Source organism: Streptomyces sp. R11 (assembly GCF_041051905.1).
Classification (GTDB): Bacteria; Actinomycetota; Actinomycetes; order Streptomycetales; family Streptomycetaceae; genus Streptomyces.
In genome coordinates, this window is sequence record NZ_CP163432.1 from 6283743 (window position 1) to 6301576 (window position 17834).

The following is a 17834-nucleotide window of genomic DNA, read 5'->3' on the forward strand; positions in this document are numbered from 1 at the left end:
TTCCATGAGCGCCGAGACTCCTGCCGTATCCGGCCAGTTCACCCTCCGCAGGACGCAGTTCCGCGCCTGGCGGGGCGCGCGGCCGTTCTGGGCCGGTCTGTTCGTCATGCTCGGCGGACTCCCCATCGCCTACTTCCCATACGCGAACCTCCAGATCGGCCACCTGACGCTGGCGATGCAGACCGCGGGGGGTTCCAGCTCCCTGATCATCGGTGTGCTGCTCGTCGTCCTGGGCTTCACTCTCTGGTTCCAGAAGCACGTCCGCACCTTCGCGGGCGTCGCGGCGATCCTGCTGGCGCTGGTGTCCATCCCGCTGTCCAACCTCGGCGGCTTCCTGATCGGCTTCCTCTTCGCCCTCATCGGCGGGGCCATGGCCGTGTCGTGGGTGCCGGGTCAGTCGGCCGAATCGGAGCCGGCGGAGCTGCAGATGACGGGAGCGGGGGACGCGCCCGAAGCTGCGGACCCCGACACCACGACCCTCAAGCCCGTGGTGGGCGAGCCGAACGATCTGTCAGGAACGAGCCCGGCGAACGGGGCGAACGGGAGGCACAGTGCCGGCTGACGAGGTGACCCACGGGACTGAGGTGGACAAGTCCCGTGTGAGAACCGGGCCGCGTCACGCGGCGCCCAAGAAGCCGTTGTTCACCAGGTTTCAGATGCCGGCCGGCAAGGCGATAGCCCTGGCGGCGATGCCGACGGCGGTCCTCATGGGCATGGGCTTCACGCCCACGCTCGCGCAGGCCGACAGCGACAACGCCACGAAGCCGACGTCCAACAGCCTTACCGCGGACGAGTACAAGGAGTGTGTGGCGGCACTGGAGGACGACGCCTCGGCGTCCGCGTCCCCCAGCGCCAGTGAGTCCACGGAGAAGGACGAGACGGCCGAGCCGACGCCGTCGGCCTCCTCCGGCCAGGACTCCTCGGACTCCTCGGGCTCCTCGGACAACTCCTCGGACACGTCGGGTTCTTCGGACTCCGCGGGCGACTCCTCCTCGTCGGATTCAGGTTCCGACGACGCGGCCGAGCCCACGCCGACCCCGTCGCCGAGCAAGGCGGGCGAGGCCCAGTCCGGCGACTCGGCCACGGCGTCCCCCTCGCCGTCCGAGAGCGGCGGCAACGTGCTGGAGGAGATCGGCGATGCCATCGAGGGCATCTTCACGGGCGGTTCGAAGGACGAGGAGTCCGCGAGCCCGACGCCGACGCCCTCCGCGAGCGCGAGCGAGGAGGCGTCCTCCGGATCCGCCGATTCCGGCACGTCCGGCGAGGACACCTCCGAGTCGTCCGACCCCGTCAAGGAGACCGCCGACAAGGCCACCGACGCGGTGAAGGACACCGTCGAGGGCGCCACCGACAAGGCGTCCGAGGCGGCCGAGGACACCACCGAGGCGGTCCAGGAGGAGGCCGACGAGGCCACCGCCACGCCGAGCCCGTCCGCGAGCTCCACCACGGACCCGGAGAACTGCCCGGCCGCCACGGACGAGGAGGGCGGCGTCGACAACCCCGTGCCGCTGCCCGACGACCCGTGGTTCCTGAACGCCAGCTCGCTGCTGCTGAAGGGCGCCGACTACCAGGGCATCGTCAAGGTGAAGACGGCCAACGGCACCACCAAGAAGGTGCTGAAGTACGTCATCTCCGACGGCACCGACATCGGCGACCTGCACCAGACGGTCAAGGACAAGCAGTCCGGCAAGACCTACCACGTGCAGGCGGCCGAGGGCTCGACGTCCACGATCCGCAACGGCAAGACGGTGATGTACACCGAGAGCATCTCCGGCAACCTGCTGGGTCTGATCCCGGTCACGTTCGACCCGGAGCACCCGCCGCCGCTGAACATCCCGCTGATCTACTTCACGAAGGTGAAGGTCACCCAGGCCGGCCAGTTCGGCGGCACCCTGCACGTGCCCGGACTGCACAACTTCGTGACCGACTGAGCCGGGCGCCTGAAGCAGACGCCCCCACAGACCCGTTCGGGAGCCGCACAACCGGCCGTGGCCCGGTCCTCCAAGCGAGGACCGGGCCACGGCTGTGCACCCCGTCAGGTGGCGGCGATGTACGAGGCGCTGAGTCCGCGCGATCGGGACCGCGGTGACACGGAGCTGACCCTGTTGGTCGGCGCGGGCCCCTGAGCACACATGGACGAGGGCGCCCCCTGCTCGCAGGGGGCGCCCTCGGTGACGTAGCAGGGCCTCACAGTGGCCCGTGCGGTCAGTCCCGCGGGCGGCCGCCGAGGTGGTGGACGCGGACCATGTTGGTGGTGCCGGGGACACCGGGCGGGGAGCCGGCGGTGATGACCACGATGTCGCCCTCGTTGAACAGGCCGAGCTTGACGATCTCCTGGTCCACCAGGTCGACCATCTCGTCGGTGCTGTTGACGAACGGCACGACGTGCGGCTCGACGCCCCAGCTGAGGGTCATCTGGTTGCGGGTGGACTCGTCCGTGGTGAACGCGATGATCTGCTGGGCCGCGCGGTAGCGGCACAGGCGGCGGGCGGTGTCGCCGGACTGGGTGAAGGCGACCAGGCCCTTGCCGCCGAGGAAGTCGGCGATCTCGCAGGCGGCACGGGCCACCGAACCACCCTGCGTACGGGGCTTCTTGCCCGGCACCAGCGGCTGCAGGCCCTTGGCCAGCAGCTCCTGCTCGGCGGCGGTGACGATCTTCGACATCGTCTTGACGGTCTCGATCGGGTACGCGCCCACGCTCGACTCCGCGGACAGCATGACCGCGTCGGCGCCGTCCAGGATCGCGTTGGCCACGTCGGAGGCCTCGGCGCGGGTCGGACGGGAGTTGGTGATCATCGACTCCATCATCTGGGTCGCCACGATCACCGGCTTGGCGTTGCGGCGGCACAGCTCGATGAGCCGCTTCTGCACCATCGGGACCTTCTCGAGCGGGTACTCGACGGCCAGGTCGCCACGCGCGACCATCACGGCGTCGAACGCCAGCACGACGTCCTCCATGTTCGCCACCGCCTGCGGCTTCTCCACCTTGGCGATGACCGGGACGCGGCGGCCGACCTCGTCCATGACCTTGTGCACGTCCTGCACGTCGTTGGCGTCCCGGACGAAGGACAGCGCGACCATGTCGCAGCCCATGCGCAGCGCGAACCGCAGGTCCTCGACGTCCTTCTCGGACAGCGCAGGCACGTTCACGGCCGCGCCGGGCAGGTTGATGCCCTTGTGGTCGGAGACGACGCCGCCCTCGATGACGATCGTCCGCACCTGCGGGCCCTCGACGTCCAGGACCTTCAGCTCGACGTTGCCGTCGTTGATGAGGATCTGGTCGCCGCGCGAGACGTCGCCCGGCAGGCCCTTGTAGGTGGTCCCGCAGATGGACTTGTCACCCGGGACGTCCTCGGTCGTGATGACGAACTCGTCACCGCGCTCCAGCTCGACCGGGCCCTCGGCGAAGGTCTCCAGGCGGATCTTGGGGCCCTGCAGGTCGGCGAGCACACCGATGGCACGCCCGGTCTCCTGGGCGGCGGCCCGGAGACGCTCGTACCGCCCCTGGTGGTCTTCGTGCGTGCCGTGGCTGAAGTTGAAGCGGGCCACATTCATGCCCGCCTCGATCAACGCGACGAGCTGTTCATGGGAGTCGACCGCGGGGCCGAGAGTACAGACGATTTTCGAACGGCGCATGGGACGATCCTATCGGTTTGTTTCGCCGCGGAATATTCCGTCTGGCGGAAGATACAAATGAGCTGCGTAATGCTCAGCCGTGTTACTCGGCCGTTGCTTCAACGGTGTTCTCCCCGACCAGTGCGTAGGTCTGCGTCGCGATCTCCAGTTCTTCATCCGTCGGCACCACCGCGACCGCCACCCGAGCGCCCGTGGGCGAGATCAGCCGCGGTTCGTCACCGCGCACGGCGTTCAGCTCGGCGTCCACCGCGAGGCCCAGCTGTTCCAGGCCCGCCACGGCGGCTTCCCGCACCGGTGCCGCGTTCTCGCCGACGCCGGCCGTGAACGCGATCGCGTCCACCCTGCCGAGCACCGCGTAATAGGCGCCGATGTACTTCTTCAGTCGGTGAATGTAGATGTCGAAGGCCAATTGGGCCCGCTCGTCACCTTCGTCGATCCGCCGGCGGATCTCCCGCATGTCGTTGTCGCCGCACAGGCCGATCAATCCGCTCTTCTTGTTGAGAAGAGTGTCGATTTCCGCAATGGACATTTCGCCAACACGCGCCAAATGGAAGATGACGGCGGGATCGGTGTCACCGGATCGCGTACCCATCACGAGTCCCTCCAAAGGCGTCAGCCCCATGGAGGTGTCCACGCACTTGCCGCCCCGTACGGCGGACGCGGACGCGCCGTTGCCGAGGTGCAGCACGATGACGTTCACGTCCTCGGGCGCCCTGCCCAGCAGCTTCGCCGTGGCCCGGGAGACATACGCGTGCGAGGTGCCGTGGAAGCCGTACCGGCGTATCCGGTGCCGGTCGGCGGTCTCCACGTCGATCGCGTAGCGGGCGGCCGACTCCGGCATCGTGGTGTGGAACGCGGTGTCGAAGACGGCGACCTGGGGCAGGTCGGGGCGCAGACCCATGGCCGTACGGATGCCGGTGAGGTTGGCCGGGTTGTGCAGCGGGGCCACCGGGATGAGCCGCTCGATCTCGGCGAGTACGGCGTCGTCGATGACGGTCGGCTCGGTGAACCGCTTGCCGCCGTGCACCACCCGGTGGCCGATCGCGGCCAGCTCGGGCGAGTCGAGCCCGAGGCCGTCCTTGGCGAGCTCCGCCGAGACGGCCTTCAGGGCGGCGTCGTGGTCGGCGATGGGCCCGGTCCACTCGCGGGTCTCGCCGCCGCTCGCCAGCGGGGTGTGCTTGAGCCGGGACGTCTCCTCGCCGATGCGTTCGACGAGGCCCAGGGCGAGCCGGCTGCTGTCGCGCATGTCGAGCAGCTGGTACTTCACCGACGAGGAGCCGGAGTTGAGGACGAGGACGCGGGTTGCGGTCACTGGGCGGTGGCCTTCTCGTTGGAGGACAGGGCGGAGGACTGGGCCTGGATGGCGGTGATCGCCACGGTGTTCACGATGTCCTGGACCAAGGCGCCCCTGGACAGGTCGTTGACCGGCTTGCGCAGACCCTGCAGCACCGGGCCCACCGCGATCGCGCCGGCCGAGCGCTGCACGGCCTTGTAGGTGTTGTTGCCCGTGTTGAGGTCCGGGAAGATCAACACGCTTGCCTGACCGGCGACTTCGGACTCCGGCAGCTTGGTGGCCGCGACCGACGGCTCGACCGCGGCGTCGTACTGGATCGGCCCCTCGATCTTCAGGTCGGGCCGCCGCTCGCGCACCAGCTCCGTCGCCTCGCGCACCTTGTCGACGTCCGCGCCCGAGCCGGACGTACCCGTCGAGTACGACAGCATCGCGATTCGCGGCTCCACACCGAACCGCTGGGCGGTGGCCGCCGACTGGATGGCGATGTCGGCCAGCTGCTCGGCGTTCGGGTCGGGGTTCACTGCGCAGTCGCCGTAGACGAGGACCCGGTCGGCGAGGCACATGAAGAACACGGACGAGACGATGTCGGCGTCGGGATTGGTCTTGATGATCTCGAAGCCGGGCCGGATCGTCGCGGCGGTCGAGTGCACGGACCCCGACACCATGCCGTCCGCGAGGCCCTCCTGCACCATCAGCGTGCCGAAGTAGTTCACATCGGAGACGACGTCGTACGCCAGCTCCACCGTGACGCCCTTGTGGGCGCGCAGCTGGGCGTACTGCTCGGCGAAGGTGTCGCGCAGCTCGCTGGTGGCCGGGTCGATCAGCTGGGTGTCGCCCAGGTCGATGCCGAGGTCGGCGGCCTGCTTGCGGATCCGGTCGACCGGCCCCAGGAGCGTGAGGTCGCAGACGTTGCGGCGCAGCAGCACTTCGGCGGCGTGCAGGACGCGTGGCTCGGTGCCCTCGGGCAGCACGATGCGACGCATGTCCGAGCGGGCCTGCTCCAGCAGCTTGTGCTCGAACATCATCGGCGTGAGCCGGTCGCTGCTCGGCGCCGAGACCCGCTTCAGCAGGTCGCCGGTGTCGACGTACCGCTCGAAGAGGCCGAGGGCGGTCTCCGCCTTGCGCGGGGTGGCCGCGTTCAACTTCCCCTCCATGGAGAAGAGCTGCTCGGCGGTGGGGAAGCTGTAACCGGGCACCGAGAGCACCGGGGTGCCCGGGGCGAGGCGGGCGGCGAGGGTGAGGATCTCGTCGCCGGGGCGCTCGTCCAGGGTGAGCAGGAGGCCGGCGATCGGCGGGGTGCCGGCGCTGTGCGCGGCCAGCGAGCCGACGACCAGGTCGGCGCGGTCGCCCGGGGTGACGACCAGGCAGCCCGGGGTCAGGGCCTTGAGGAAGTTCGGCAGCATCGCGCCGCCGAACACGAAGTCCAGGGCGTCGCGAGCGAGCCCCGAGTCGTCGCCGAGCAGGACCTTCGCCTCCAGGGCCTGGGCGATCTGCCAGACCGTCGGCGCGGCGAGGGCGGGCTCGTCCGGGACGACGTAACAGGGCACCGGCAGCCGCGACCGCAGCGACTGGGCGATCTCGTCCCGGTCGTCCCGGGCGACCCGGTTGGCGACCATGGCGAGCACGTCGCAGCCGAGGCTTTCGTATGCCCGGAAGGCGTTGCGCGTCTCGGCGAGCACCGACTCGGCGGCCTGCTTGCGTCCGCCGACGACGGGTATCACGGACGCGCCGAACTCGTTGGCGAGCCGGGCGTTGAGGGAGAGCTCGTCCGGGAGCTGGGTGTCGGCGTAGTCGGTGCCGAGGACGAGGACCACGTCGTAGTCGCGGGCGACGGCGTGGAAGCGGTCGACGAGCGTGGAGACCAGCTCGTCCGTGCCGCGCTCGGCCTGCAGGGCGGACGCCTCGTGGTAATCCATGCCGTAGACCGTCGCCGGGTCCTGGGAGAGGCGGTAGCGGGCGCGCAACAACTCGAACAGGCGGTCGGGGACGTGGTGGACCAGCGGCCGGAACACCCCCACCCGGTCGACCTGCCGGGTCAGGAGCTCCATCACTCCCAGTTCGACGATCTGGCGGCCGTCGCCGCGGTCGATGCCGGTCACGTACACGCTGCGCGTCACGCGTGCTCTCCGTTTCGTCTTCGTCGTCGTCTTCGTGCTTGTCTGCGTCTGTCGAGCGTCCGTCGGCGGTCTGGCGGAGCCTGCACAAAATCGCCCACCGGGGTGAGCGAAACCCTCTTGACAATACCCTTGCCGGTAGATAAGGCGCCCGTCAGGTTCGTGGGCCCGACATCCCCCTCGGGACATGAAACAATCGGACTGGCTCACCGGTATCAACAGCGAGCAGGAGACACAGCACGATGCGTATCGGAGTTCTCACCGCAGGCGGCGACTGCCCCGGCCTGAACGCCGTGATCCGGTCGGTCGTGCACCGTGCCGTCGCACAGTACGGCGACGAGGTGATCGGCTTCGAGGACGGGTACGCGGGCCTGCTGGACGGCCACTACCGCAGCCTCGACCTGGAGGCGGTCAGCGGCATCCTGGCCCGCGGCGGCACGATCCTGGGCTCGTCCCGGCTGGAGCGCGACCGGCTGCGCGAGGCATGCGAGAGCGCCCCCGACATCGCCCGCGACTTCGGCATCGACGCGCTGATCCCGATCGGCGGCGAGGGCACGCTGACGGCGGCCCGCATGCTGTCGGACGCGGGCCTGCCCGTGGTCGGCGTACCGAAGACCATCGACAACGACATCTCGTCCACGGACCGGACGTTCGGCTTCGACACGGCGGTCGGCGTCGCCACGGAGGCCATGGACCGCCTGAAGACCACGGCGGAGTCCCACCAGCGCGTGATGGTCGTCGAGGTCATGGGCCGCCACGCGGGCTGGATCGCGCTGGAGTCCGGCATGGCCGCCGGCGCCCACGGCATCTGCCTGCCCGAGCGGCCCTTCGACCCCGCCCTCCTCGTCAAGATGGTCGAGGAGCGCTTCGCGCGCGGCAAGAAGTTCGCGGTGATCTGTGTCGCCGAGGGCGCCCACCCGGCCGACGGCAGCATGGATTACGGCAAGGGCGAGATCGACCAGTTCGGCCACGAGCGCTTCCAGGGCATCGGCACGGCGCTGGCCTTCGAACTGGAGCGCCGCCTCGGCAAGGAGGCCAAGCCGGTCATCCTCGGCCACGTCCAGCGTGGCGGTGTGCCGACGGCGTACGACCGTGTCCTCGCCACCCGCTTCGGCTGGCACGCGGTGGAGGCGGCCCACCAGGGCCACTTCGGCAGGATGACCGCGCTGCGCGGGACCGACATCGTGATGGTGCCGCTGGCGGAGGCGGTCACCGAGCTGAAGACGGTGCCGAAGGACCGCATGGACGAGGCGGAGTCGGTGTTCTAGCACCGGGCTGCTGCTCGCACCGGGGACGACCTGAAGGCCGTGGCAGGCCAGGACAACCCACAGCTCGCCCAGCTGTGCCTCGCCGCCTCCGGGTTCACCGAGGCACAGCGGTCGGCCCTGCTGGACCTGGTCGGGCCTTCTCCTACCGGGTCCACAGCCCGGCCGTACCGATCGAGTACGACCACTGAGACCTCAGGGGGCATCCCCTTGGATGGTCCTCCAGAAGTGCTCCACGATCCGGTCCAGGAACTCACGGCCGGCCGCGCTGGAGTCACTGCCGCCCCCGCCCCAGCTGAGCGTGGCGGTCATCTGCCCCTGGTAGTTCTGGTGCAGCTCCTGAAGGGCGTCCTCCAGGACGCGCCGGTCCAGGGGCACCATCTTCCCGACGGGGCGTACGTACGCCTGCCAGCGCGTCGTCACCGCACTGCGCAGCAGGGCGGCGAGTTTCGCGTCACGGCCGGTGACGGTGATGAAGTCCGGGACCGTCAGGCCGAGGACGTCGGCGAGGGCGGCGGACTGACGGTCGGTGCCCTGCCAGTCGTCGCTCTCCTCCATGCGGAGGTAGGTGCCGATGTCGTGCCCGACGGTACGGGCCACGTCCTCGGGGGCGAGGCCACGGGCGATGCGGTGTTCGCGCAATGTCCGGGGCTTGCCGAGCAGTTCACTGGGCGAGCACCACAGCACGCCCGCCAGAGCGGTCAGCTCGCTGTTGTCCGGGGACGCGATCTCGCGTTCCCAGGCGATGACGAGGTCCTCGGTGACGTAGGGGAGTCCGTACGAGGTTCGCATGCTGTAGGCGACGTGCTCGGGCCGCATGTTGAGGGCGGCGCGCAGTCTGCGGGCGGCGGGGGCGTTGAACGGGGGAGTGGGCGGGGTACGGCGGCTGGAGCGGTTGTGGGGCTGGTTCGGTTGGGCTTGGGGTCGGCGCACGGGGCACAACGTAGGGCGGGCGGAGTGGGGTGACTACGGTCTGTTCGGCCAGGATCACGGATTGTAGGAAGCTACGGCTACTGGCGGGTTCGACGCCGAGCCGGGCCCGCCCGGAGGTGGGCGGGCGAGGGGCGGGTGATGGCTCCGGCGGGTGGTGGCATTCCACGAATGGCAACCTCGGTGGGCATATTCGCAGGCGCCGTGCGGTGCAGACCTCCGGACGCCCGGTGGCGGTGCGGCGGGAGGGCGGGGTGTGGGCGTCGGCCGTACGGGCGGGCGTCGAAGGTGCGTACGCCCGCCGGTGTGGGGATCGGCCGCGTGGCGATGGACGGCAGGCGGCTGATTCCCGACGCTCACCGCGCGGGTCGCTCACCTACCCCTTGACCGCCCCGCCCAGGGCGAACCCTCCGCCCAGCCGCCTCGCCACCAGCACATAGAGCAGAATCACCGGCGTCGAGTAGATGATCGAGAATGCCGCCAGCTGCCCGTACACCACCGTCCCCCGATTCCCGAAGAACTCATTGATGCTCACCGCGGCCGGCATCTGGTCCGGCGTGAGCAGCAGCATGAACGGGACGAAGAAGTTCCCCCACATCATCACGAACGAGAACACCGTCACCACCGCCACCCCGGGCCCCATCAGCGGCAGCACCACCCGCAGCAACGACTGGAGCGACGACGCCCCGTCCGTCCAGGCCGCCTCCTCCAGCTCCTTCGGCACCCCGTCCATGAAGTTCTTCATCAGCCAGATGGCGAACGGCAGTTGAGAGGCGGCGAAGAAGAAGATCGTCCCTTCCATGGTGTCGATGAGGTTCACCTGCACGAACAGGGCGTACACCGGCACCATGATCGCCGTGATCGGCAGGCTCGTCGCGAACAGGATCGTGAGCAGGAACGGGCGGTTGAAGCGCGACCGGAACCGCGACAGCGGGTAGGCGGCGAGCGCCGCGCACGCGACGGTCAGTGCCGTGCCCCCGCCGCACAGCAGCAGGCTGTTGAGCAGCGGTGTGAAGGTGATGTCCGCGGTGAGGACCGCGTCGAAGTTGTCCAGCGTGACGCCGTCCGGGACCTTCACCTGGAGGTTGGCGTTCGTGTCCAGCGAGGAGAGGAGCACCCACGCCAGCGGGAGCACGAAGGCCGCGGCCACCACCAGGAGCCCGGCGTCGGCGGCCAGACGGTGAGAGGCGCGTCGGGACGAGAGAGTGCGAGGCATAGGGCATCACACCTCCGTTCGCAGCAGACGCAGGTAGACCACGGAGAACAACGAGCCCACCACCAGCAGCAGGAGGGCGACCGCCGTGCCGTAACCGATCATGCTCTTCTGGAACGCCTCCTCGTACATGAACAGCGGCAGCGTCTGGCTCTTGCCGCCCGGGCCGCCCCTCGTCATCACCCAGATCAGGCCGAAGACGGACAGGGTCTGGAGGGTGATCAGCATCAGGTTGGTGCCGATGGAGCGGCGGATCATCGGGAGGGTGATGTGCCACATGCGGCGCCAGCCGCCGGCGCCGTCGACCTCCGCCGCCTCGGTGATCTCCTTGGGTATCTCGTTCAGTGCCGCCGAGTAGACCAGCATCGAGAACGCGGTGCCGCGCCAGACGTTCGCGAACGACACCGCCAGGATCGGGAGGGTGAACAGCCAGTTCTGGGTGGGGAGATGGAGCCAGTCCAGGACGGCGTTCAGGGTGCCCTCGCGGCGGAAGAAGGCGTAGAGCAGGAAGCCCGCGACGACCTCCGGCAGGACCCACGCCGTGATGACGATGGCGCCCACCAGGGTGCGTACGGGCTTCGACGCGCGCTGCATCAGCGCGGCCAGGGCCAGGCCCAGGGTGTTCTGGCCGAGCAGGGCGGAGATGACGGTGAAGACGAGGGTCAGCCAGACCGCGTTGCGGAACGCCTCGTCGTCGAACGCCGCACGGAAGTTGTCGAAACCGACGAACGAGTCCTCGGCCTGGCCGGTGAGCTGGAGGTCGGTGAAGGCGATGTAGGCGCAGTAGGCGATGGGGCCGGCGAGGAAGAGGACCAGGAGGACGACGGCGGGCGTGAGTGGCAGCGCCCGTAGGAACGGGACGTGCCGAGGGCGGGCGCCCGGCGTGGCCGGTGCGGGGGCCCGGCCCGGCCTCTTCGCGAGGCCGGGGCCGGTGGCGGTCTTCATGAGCGGTGACTCACTTCTCGATCACCTGGCCGTCCGTCGCCGATTTCAGCTCCTCGTCGTACGACTCGGCCGCGTCCTCGACCGAGGCGTCACCCGTCGTCACGCCCTCCATCGCCTCCTGGATCGCGGTGGACACCTTCGGGTACGCCGGGTAGGCGGGCCGGTAGTGCGTCGATGCGACCAGGTCGGTGAAGAACTTGATGCCGGGCTGGGCGTCGACGTACGCGGGATCGGCCGCGACGTCCTTGCGCACCGCGATGCCCGAGTTGGCGATGTACCACTTCTGGGCGTTCGCCTTGGTCTGCATCGTCTTGACGAACTCGAAGGCCAGGTCGGGGTTGCCCGCCTTGGCCGGGATGGACCAGGTCCAGCCGCCGGACATGCTCACCTTGCCGGGGGCCTGGCCGTTCTGGGTGGGCATGTGGGCGAGGCCCAGCTTCTGCGACCACTCGGGCCATTCGTGGCCGCTGCCCTCCAGCCAGTCCTGCGGGAGCCAGGAGCCGTCGAGGTCGATGCCGAGCTTGCCCTCGGGGAGCAGTTCACCACGCACGCGGGTACCGAAGTTGGGGTCGAGGGCGTCCGAGACGTCCGGGCCCAGCTTCTCCTTGTACACCGTCTCCACGAACGCGAGGGCGTCCTTGAACCCCTGGCTGCCGGCGATCCACTTCTTGGACGCCTTGTCATAGAGCGGGTCCGCGGTGCCGTCGTTCGTGCCGTAGAGCAGCATCTCGAAGCCCTGCATGGTCGCCGCCTCGCCGGCGGGCTTGCCGGTGTAGACGTTGAGAGGGGTGACACCCGGGACCTTCTTCTTGATCGCCCGGGCGGCGTCGAGGACCTCGTCCCAGGTCTTCGGTTGCCAGTCGGCGGGCAGGCCGGCCTTCTTGAAGATGTCCTTGCTGAACCACAGGCCCCGGGTGTCCGTCCCGTCCGGGACGCCGTACGTCTTCCCGTCCTCCCCCTTGGCCGCCGCCTTCGCCGTGTCGATGAACTGGCCCCAGTCCTTCCACTTGGCGAGGTAGGGGTCGAGCGGCTTCAAGTACCCGCTGGTGATGTCCGAGTTGATGAGGAACGTGTCCTCGTAGACCAGGTCCGGGGCGGTCTTGGGGGACCGGAGCATCTGTTGGAGCTTGGTGTAGTACTCCGAGTCCGGGGCCTTGATCGGCACGAACTCGACTTTCTTGCCCGGGTTCGCCTTCTCGAACTGCTTCTTGATGTCCGCGAGGTAGGTGTCCATCACCTTGATGGAGTTGTCCGTGGACTGCTTGAAGGAGACCTTGAGGGTGTCGGGGTCGCTGCCGGATCCCCCGCCACAGGCGGTGAGCGTGCCTGCGGCGGCGAGGGTGAGGGCGAGGAGTGCGGGGAGGGCGGGGCGAGTTGGGCGGGGGGCTCGGACGGGGCGGGCGGGGCGGGCGGTGGGGCGCACGGGCATGACCTCCTGGGGCCTACGTCGTTGTGGCCTGGGGTTGTCTGCCCGGTGAACCTAAGAGGAGTGGTCTAGTCAGGTCAATGAGTGTGCGTGGGATTGGACGGTGCTTCGGGAAGCCGCTTGCGCCGCGGTCACGCCTCTACCGGCCGGACCCCGCCCCCGGAACCCATCGATACACCAACTCCGGCCTCCCCACCTGCCCGTAGACCGGCGCCCGCTCGGTCCGCCCCGCCTCCACCAAGTGCTCCAGATACCGCCGAGCCGTGATCCGGGAAATCCCGACGGCCTCGGCGACCCCCGCCGCGGTGAGCCCCTCCTCGGCCTCCCGCACAGCCCCGGTGACCCGCTCCAACGTCGGCCCGCTCAACCCCTTCGGCAACGCCGCCGGCCCCGGCGCCCGCAGCGTGGCCAGGGCCCGGTCCACCTCGTCCTGTCCGCTGGCCTCGCCGACCGCCGCATGGAACTCGGCGTAGCGCACGAGGCGGTCCCGGAGCGTGGCGAAGGTGAACGGCTTCAGTACGTACTGCACGACTCCCAGCGACACCCCCTCCCGCACCACGGCGAGATCCCGAGCCGACGTCACCGCGATCACGTCCGCGTGGTGCCCCGCTGCTCGCAGGGACCTCGCCAGTTGCAGCCCGTGCACATCCGGCAGGTGAAGGTCCAGCAGCAGCAGATCCACCGGCGTACGCTCCAGCGCGCGCCGTGCCTCCGCACCGGTGTGCGCCTTGCCGACCGCCACGAAGCCCGGCACCCGGCCGACGTACATCACGTGCGCGTCCGCCGCGACCGGATCGTCCTCCACGACCAGGACGCGAATCGCCTGCTCGGCCGCCGCCGTCATACGTCACCTCTCGAAACCACCGCACCATCGGAACCCGGCCGGGGCTCGGACTGCTGGGATTGCTGAGATCGTCGGGGCTGATGGGGCTGATGGGGCTGGTGCGCAGGCTCGGCGTCCAGCTGGGGCTCGGCGCCTGGCCGGTGCCCGCCGTTCGGTTGGGGCTCCGCCCCCGACCGGGGCTCGGCGTCCCCGGTTGGCTCCGTCCCCGGCTGGGGCATGCCGCCCGGGAGCGGTTCGGCGTCCCCGAGTGTCTCCACGCCCGGCTGGGGCCTGCCGTCCGGTGGGGGCTCGGCGTCCAGCAGTGGCTCCGTTGCCGGCTGGGACCTGTCTGCCGGCTGGGGCTCCGCGCCCGGCAAGGTCTCGCCGCCCGGGAGCGGTTCGGCGTCCCCGAGTGTCTCCACGCCCGGCTGGGGCCTGCCGTCCGGTGGGGGCTCGGCGTCCAGCAGTGGCTCCGTTGCCGGCTGGGACCTGTCTGCCGGCTGGGGCTCCGCGCCCGGCAAGGTCTCGCCGCCCGGGAGCGGTTCGGCGTCCCCGAGTGTCTCCACGCCCGGCTGGGGCCTGCCGTCCAGTAGGGGCTCGGCGCCCGGCAGCAGCTCGGCGCCCGGCACCGGCTCCGCCCCATCTCCCGGCGCCCCCTCCCGCACGGGCCCCTCGCCCAGCGGCAACCGTGCCTCGAACTCTGCCCCACCCCCGGCAGCCTCCGCCACCGACAGGTCGCCGTCGTGCCGCTGCACCGCCTGACGTACCAGGGCCAGTCCCAGGCCCCGGCCGCCCGGCCCCGCCGGCTTCGTCGAGAAGCCGCGCTCGAACACCGCCTCCGCGTGGGCGGGGTCCACCCCGGCCCCCGTGTCGGACACGCGCAGGACCAGCTCTCCGCCCTGCGTGTACGCCGTCACCGTCACTCGCGCCCCCACGCTGCCCTGTGCGGCGTCCACCGCGTTGTCGATCAGGTTGCCGAGGATCGTCACCAGATCCCGGGCCGGAAGGGACGGCGGCAGCAGGCGGTCGTCCAGGCGGCTGTCCTGCGAGACGACGAGTTCGACGCCCCGCTCGTTGGCCTGTGCCGTCTTGCCCAGCAGCAGAGCCGCCAGCACCGGTTCGCTGACCGCCGCGACGACCTGGTCCGTCAGCGCCTGCGCCAGCTCCAGCTCGGCCGTCGCGAACTCCACCGCCTCCTCGGCGCGTCCCAGTTCGATCAGCGAGACCACCGTGTGCAGGCGGTTCGCCGCCTCGTGCGCCTGTGACCGCAGCGCCTGGGTGAAACCCCGCTCGGAGTCCAACTCGCCCATCAGGGACTGGAGTTCGGTGACATCGCGCAAGGTCACCACCGTGCCGCGGCGCTCACCGCCCGACACCGGCGACGTGTTCACCACCAGCACCCGTTCCGCCGCGAGGTGCACCTCGTCCACCCGCGGCTCGGACGCCAGCAGCGCCCCGGTCAGCGGGGCCGGCAGGCCGAGCTCCGCGACCGACTGCCCCACCACATCGCCGGCCACGCCGAGCAGCTCGCGCCCGCCGTCATTGATCAGCGCCACCCGGTACTGCCCGTCCAGCATCAGCAGCCCCTCACGCACCGCGTGCAGGGCGGCCTGGTGGTAGTCGTGCATATGGCTCAGCTCGGACGCGTTCATGCCGTGGGTGTGCCGGCGCAGCCGGGCGTTGATCACGTACGTACCGATCGCCCCCAGCGCCAGCGCACCCCCGGCCACCCCGAGCAGGGCCGTCAGCTGGTCCTGCACCCGCTTGCTGATCTCCTCGACCCGGATGCCCGCGCTCACCAGCCCGACGATCTGTGCGGGCCGGTTCCCCCCGTCGTAGATCGGTACGACCGCCCGGACGGACGGACCGAGCGTGCCGGTGTACGTCTCCGTGAAGGGCTCCCCGTGCAGGGCGCGCTCCGTGTGGCCGCGGAAGTGCTGCCCGATCTGCTTCGCGTCGGGGTGCGTCCAGCGGATGCCCTCGGGGTTCATGATCGTGACGAAGTCGACCTCGGCATCGCGCTGGACACGGAGCGCGTACGGCTGGAGCTCGGCCGTCGGATCGGCCGTACGAATCGCCTCCGCCACGGACGGGGCGTCGGCTATCGACTGCGCCACCGCCATGGCCTGCCGCCCCGCCGCGTCCTCGGCCTGCCCGCGGTCGCTGACGTACGTGAACACCGCATACCCGGCGACGAGCACCGCTATCAGCACGGCCTGCATGGCGAAGAGCTGGCCGGCCAGGCTGCGGGGTCGCGGGACGGGGAAGCGCATGTCGTCAGTCTGCCCCATGGCCGATTTTGGCCGACCTGCCTGTGGACAAGTGGTTCCCGCGGCCCGAATGCCGTGAGTCGATGTGCGTCACGTCACTCCACGGCGCCGTCTTCGGGTCAGTGCTTCCGTCGGCGTCGGCCCTTGCCTCCGTCGGCGTCCGCCCTGCGCCCGACCCCCGTGCGGAACCTGGCCGCGCGTCACCGGGACCGGTCCCGGTGAACTAAATGAACGGAAGGGTGACCGCCCTCACACGACGGGAGATAGTCACCGCATCGCTGAGTACGACCCCGTCCCCCTGGGGCTCGCCAGCCGATCAGCGAACCCCCCACCCCGGACGTGAGCCGCACGCCGGTGATACCGACGAAGACGTCAAGGAGGGCAGCCGTGGCCGCCGCCAGTTCCCCCGACAAGGCACCTGCCGCACCCGTCGCCAAAACCAAACGGGACCGCACGCACTACCTCTACATCGCGGTGATCATCGCGGTTGCCCTCGGTATCGCCGTGGGTCTGGCCGCGCCCGACTTCGCGGTCGAGCTGAAGCCCATCGGTACCGGCTTCGTGAACCTGATCAAGATGATGATCTCGCCGATCATCTTCTGCACGATCGTCCTGGGCATCGGCTCGGTACGGAAGGCGGCCAAGGTCGGCGCCGTCGGCGGTATCGCGCTCGTCTACTTCCTGGCGATGTCGCTGGTCGCCCTCGCCATCGGTCTGGTCGTCGGCAACATCCTGGAGCCCGGCACCGGACTCGCGGTCACCGACGCCATCAAGGACGCCGGTCACGCGCAGGTCGACGCCGAGGCCAAGGACACCACCGAGTTCCTGCTCGGCATCATCCCGACCACGATGGTGTCCGCCTTCACCTCGGAGTCGGTCCTTCAGACGCTGCTCATCGCGCTGCTCGCCGGTTTCGCGCTCCAGGCCATGGGTTCGGCCGGGGAGCCGATCCTTCGCGGCGTGCAGCACATCCAGCGGCTCGTCTTCCGCATCCTCGCCATGGTGATGTGGGCCGCGCCGATCGGTGCCTTCGGCGCCATCGCCGCCGTCACCGGTTCCGCCGGTGTGGACGCACTGAAGAGCCTCGCCGTGCTGATGCTCGGCTTCTACGTCACCTGCTTCCTGTTCGTCTTCATCGTGCTCGGCGCGCTGCTGCGGGTCGTCGCCGGCCTCAACATCTTCACGCTCTTCAAGTACCTGGGCCGTGAGTTCCTGCTGATCCTGTCGACCTCCTCCTCCGAGTCGGCGCTGCCGCGCCTCATCGCGAAGATGGAGCACCTCGGCATCAGCAAGCCGGTGGTCGGCATCACCGTCCCGACCGGCTACTCCTTCAACCTCGACGGCACCATGATCTACATGACCATGGCGTCCCTGTTCATCGCCGACGCCATGGGTACGCCGATGTCGATCGGCGAGCAGATCCCGCTGCTGCTCTTCCTGCTGGTCGCCTCCAAGGGCGCCGCGGGTGTCACCGGAGCCGGCCTCGCGACCCTGGCCGGTGGCCTCCAGTCGCACAAGCCGGCTCTGGTGGACGGCATCGGCCTCATCGTCGGCATCGACCGCTTCATGAGCGAGGCCCGCGCCCTGACGAACTTCGCGGGCAACGCGGTGGCGACGGTGCTGATCGGGACGTGGACGAAGGAGATCGACCGCGGGCGCGTCGACGAGGTGCTCGCCGGTCACATTCCGTTCGACGAGAAGACGCTCCTGGACGACGGGCACGGGGGGCCGGCGGATGCCGGCGCCGATGCCGAGGCTGTGCCGGGGCAGGGCGGGGAGAAGGAGCTCGCCAAGGCGTAAGCGCTCCGCCGGGCGCTCCACTGGGCGGGCCGATGTGAGCTCGGGGGTGCTGTTCTCGGCGGGCTGCAGGTTGTCTGCGGCTGGTCGCGCAGTTCCCCGCGCCCCTTGGGGCCTTCGG

General features: G+C 69.8%; 12 protein-coding genes and 1 pseudogene. 4 read left to right on the forward strand and 9 right to left on the reverse strand.

What is annotated here, in order from left to right; genetic code table 11:
* Window positions 1–4: 4 nt before the first annotated feature.
* A complete protein-coding gene (locus tag AB5J55_RS29155; RefSeq protein WP_369273471.1) occupies window positions 5–562 on the forward strand; it encodes a DUF6114 domain-containing protein in 558 nt (185 codons plus the stop codon).
* Window positions 552–1931 carry a hypothetical protein gene (locus AB5J55_RS29160; protein ID WP_369273472.1) on the forward strand — a complete coding sequence of 460 codons (1380 nt, stop codon included), beginning with the start codon at window positions 552–554 and terminating at the stop codon, window positions 1929–1931. The genes AB5J55_RS29155 and AB5J55_RS29160 overlap by 11 nt, the downstream gene beginning before the upstream one ends.
* Window positions 1932–2205: 274 nt before the next feature.
* Here the strand turns inward: AB5J55_RS29160 and pyk are convergent, their stop codons facing one another.
* The 3 genes from pyk to pta all read right to left on the reverse strand — a co-directional run bounded on the left by pyk (window position 2206) and on the right by pta (window position 7047).
* Window positions 2206–3636 (reverse strand): pyruvate kinase, encoded by a 1431-nt coding sequence (gene pyk / locus AB5J55_RS29165; protein WP_369273473.1) that lies wholly within the window; start codon window positions 3634–3636, stop codon window positions 2206–2208.
* 82 nt (window positions 3637–3718) lie between these two features.
* Window positions 3719–4948: an acetate kinase gene (locus AB5J55_RS29170; RefSeq protein WP_369273474.1), complete on the reverse strand. Its 1230-nt coding sequence runs from the start codon at window positions 4946–4948 to the stop codon at window positions 3719–3721.
* Window positions 4945–7047 carry a phosphate acetyltransferase gene (pta, locus tag AB5J55_RS29175; RefSeq protein ID WP_369273475.1) on the reverse strand — a complete coding sequence of 701 codons (2103 nt, stop codon included), beginning with the start codon at window positions 7045–7047 and terminating at the stop codon, window positions 4945–4947. The genes AB5J55_RS29170 and pta overlap by 4 nt, the downstream gene beginning before the upstream one ends.
* A 239-nt stretch (window positions 7048–7286) precedes the next feature.
* Here pta and AB5J55_RS29180 point away from each other — a divergent pair, with 239 nt between their 5' ends.
* Complete coding sequence (locus tag AB5J55_RS29180) at window positions 7287–8312, forward strand: ATP-dependent 6-phosphofructokinase (protein WP_369273476.1); 1026 nt, start codon at window positions 7287–7289, stop codon at window positions 8310–8312.
* A gap of 192 nt (window positions 8313–8504) precedes the next feature.
* Here AB5J55_RS29180 and AB5J55_RS29185 read toward each other — a convergent pair whose 3' ends face one another.
* From AB5J55_RS29185 to AB5J55_RS29210, 6 genes and pseudogenes are all read right to left on the reverse strand, one after another.
* Window positions 8505–9128, reverse strand: coding sequence for a helix-turn-helix domain-containing protein (locus tag AB5J55_RS29185; RefSeq protein WP_369276334.1), 624 nt, complete (start codon window positions 9126–9128; stop codon window positions 8505–8507).
* Between the two features lie 487 nt (window positions 9129–9615).
* Window positions 9616–10455 (reverse strand): carbohydrate ABC transporter permease, encoded by an 840-nt coding sequence (locus AB5J55_RS29190; protein ID WP_369273477.1) that lies wholly within the window; start codon window positions 10453–10455, stop codon window positions 9616–9618.
* A 6-nt stretch (window positions 10456–10461) separates the two neighbouring features.
* The gene (locus tag AB5J55_RS29195) at window positions 10462–11397 is read right to left on the reverse strand and encodes a carbohydrate ABC transporter permease (protein ID WP_369273478.1); all 936 of its coding nucleotides are present in this window, start codon (window positions 11395–11397) and stop codon (window positions 10462–10464) included.
* Between the two features lie 10 nt (window positions 11398–11407).
* Window positions 11408–12826, reverse strand: a complete 1419-nt coding sequence (locus AB5J55_RS29200; protein ID WP_369273479.1) for an extracellular solute-binding protein — start codon at window positions 12824–12826, stop codon at window positions 11408–11410.
* Between the two features lie 136 nt (window positions 12827–12962).
* The gene (locus tag AB5J55_RS29205) at window positions 12963–13667 is read right to left on the reverse strand and encodes a response regulator (RefSeq protein ID WP_369273480.1); all 705 of its coding nucleotides are present in this window, start codon (window positions 13665–13667) and stop codon (window positions 12963–12965) included.
* A 653-nt stretch (window positions 13668–14320) separates the two neighbouring features.
* Window positions 14321–15919, reverse strand: a pseudogene (locus AB5J55_RS29210) (ATP-binding protein); the annotation flags it as partial.
* A 384-nt stretch (window positions 15920–16303) separates the two neighbouring features.
* Between AB5J55_RS29210 and AB5J55_RS29215 the strand changes: the two are divergent.
* Window positions 16304–17716, forward strand: a complete 1413-nt coding sequence (locus AB5J55_RS29215; protein ID WP_369273481.1) for a cation:dicarboxylase symporter family transporter — start codon at window positions 16304–16306, stop codon at window positions 17714–17716.
* Window positions 17717–17834 lie beyond the last annotated feature (118 nt).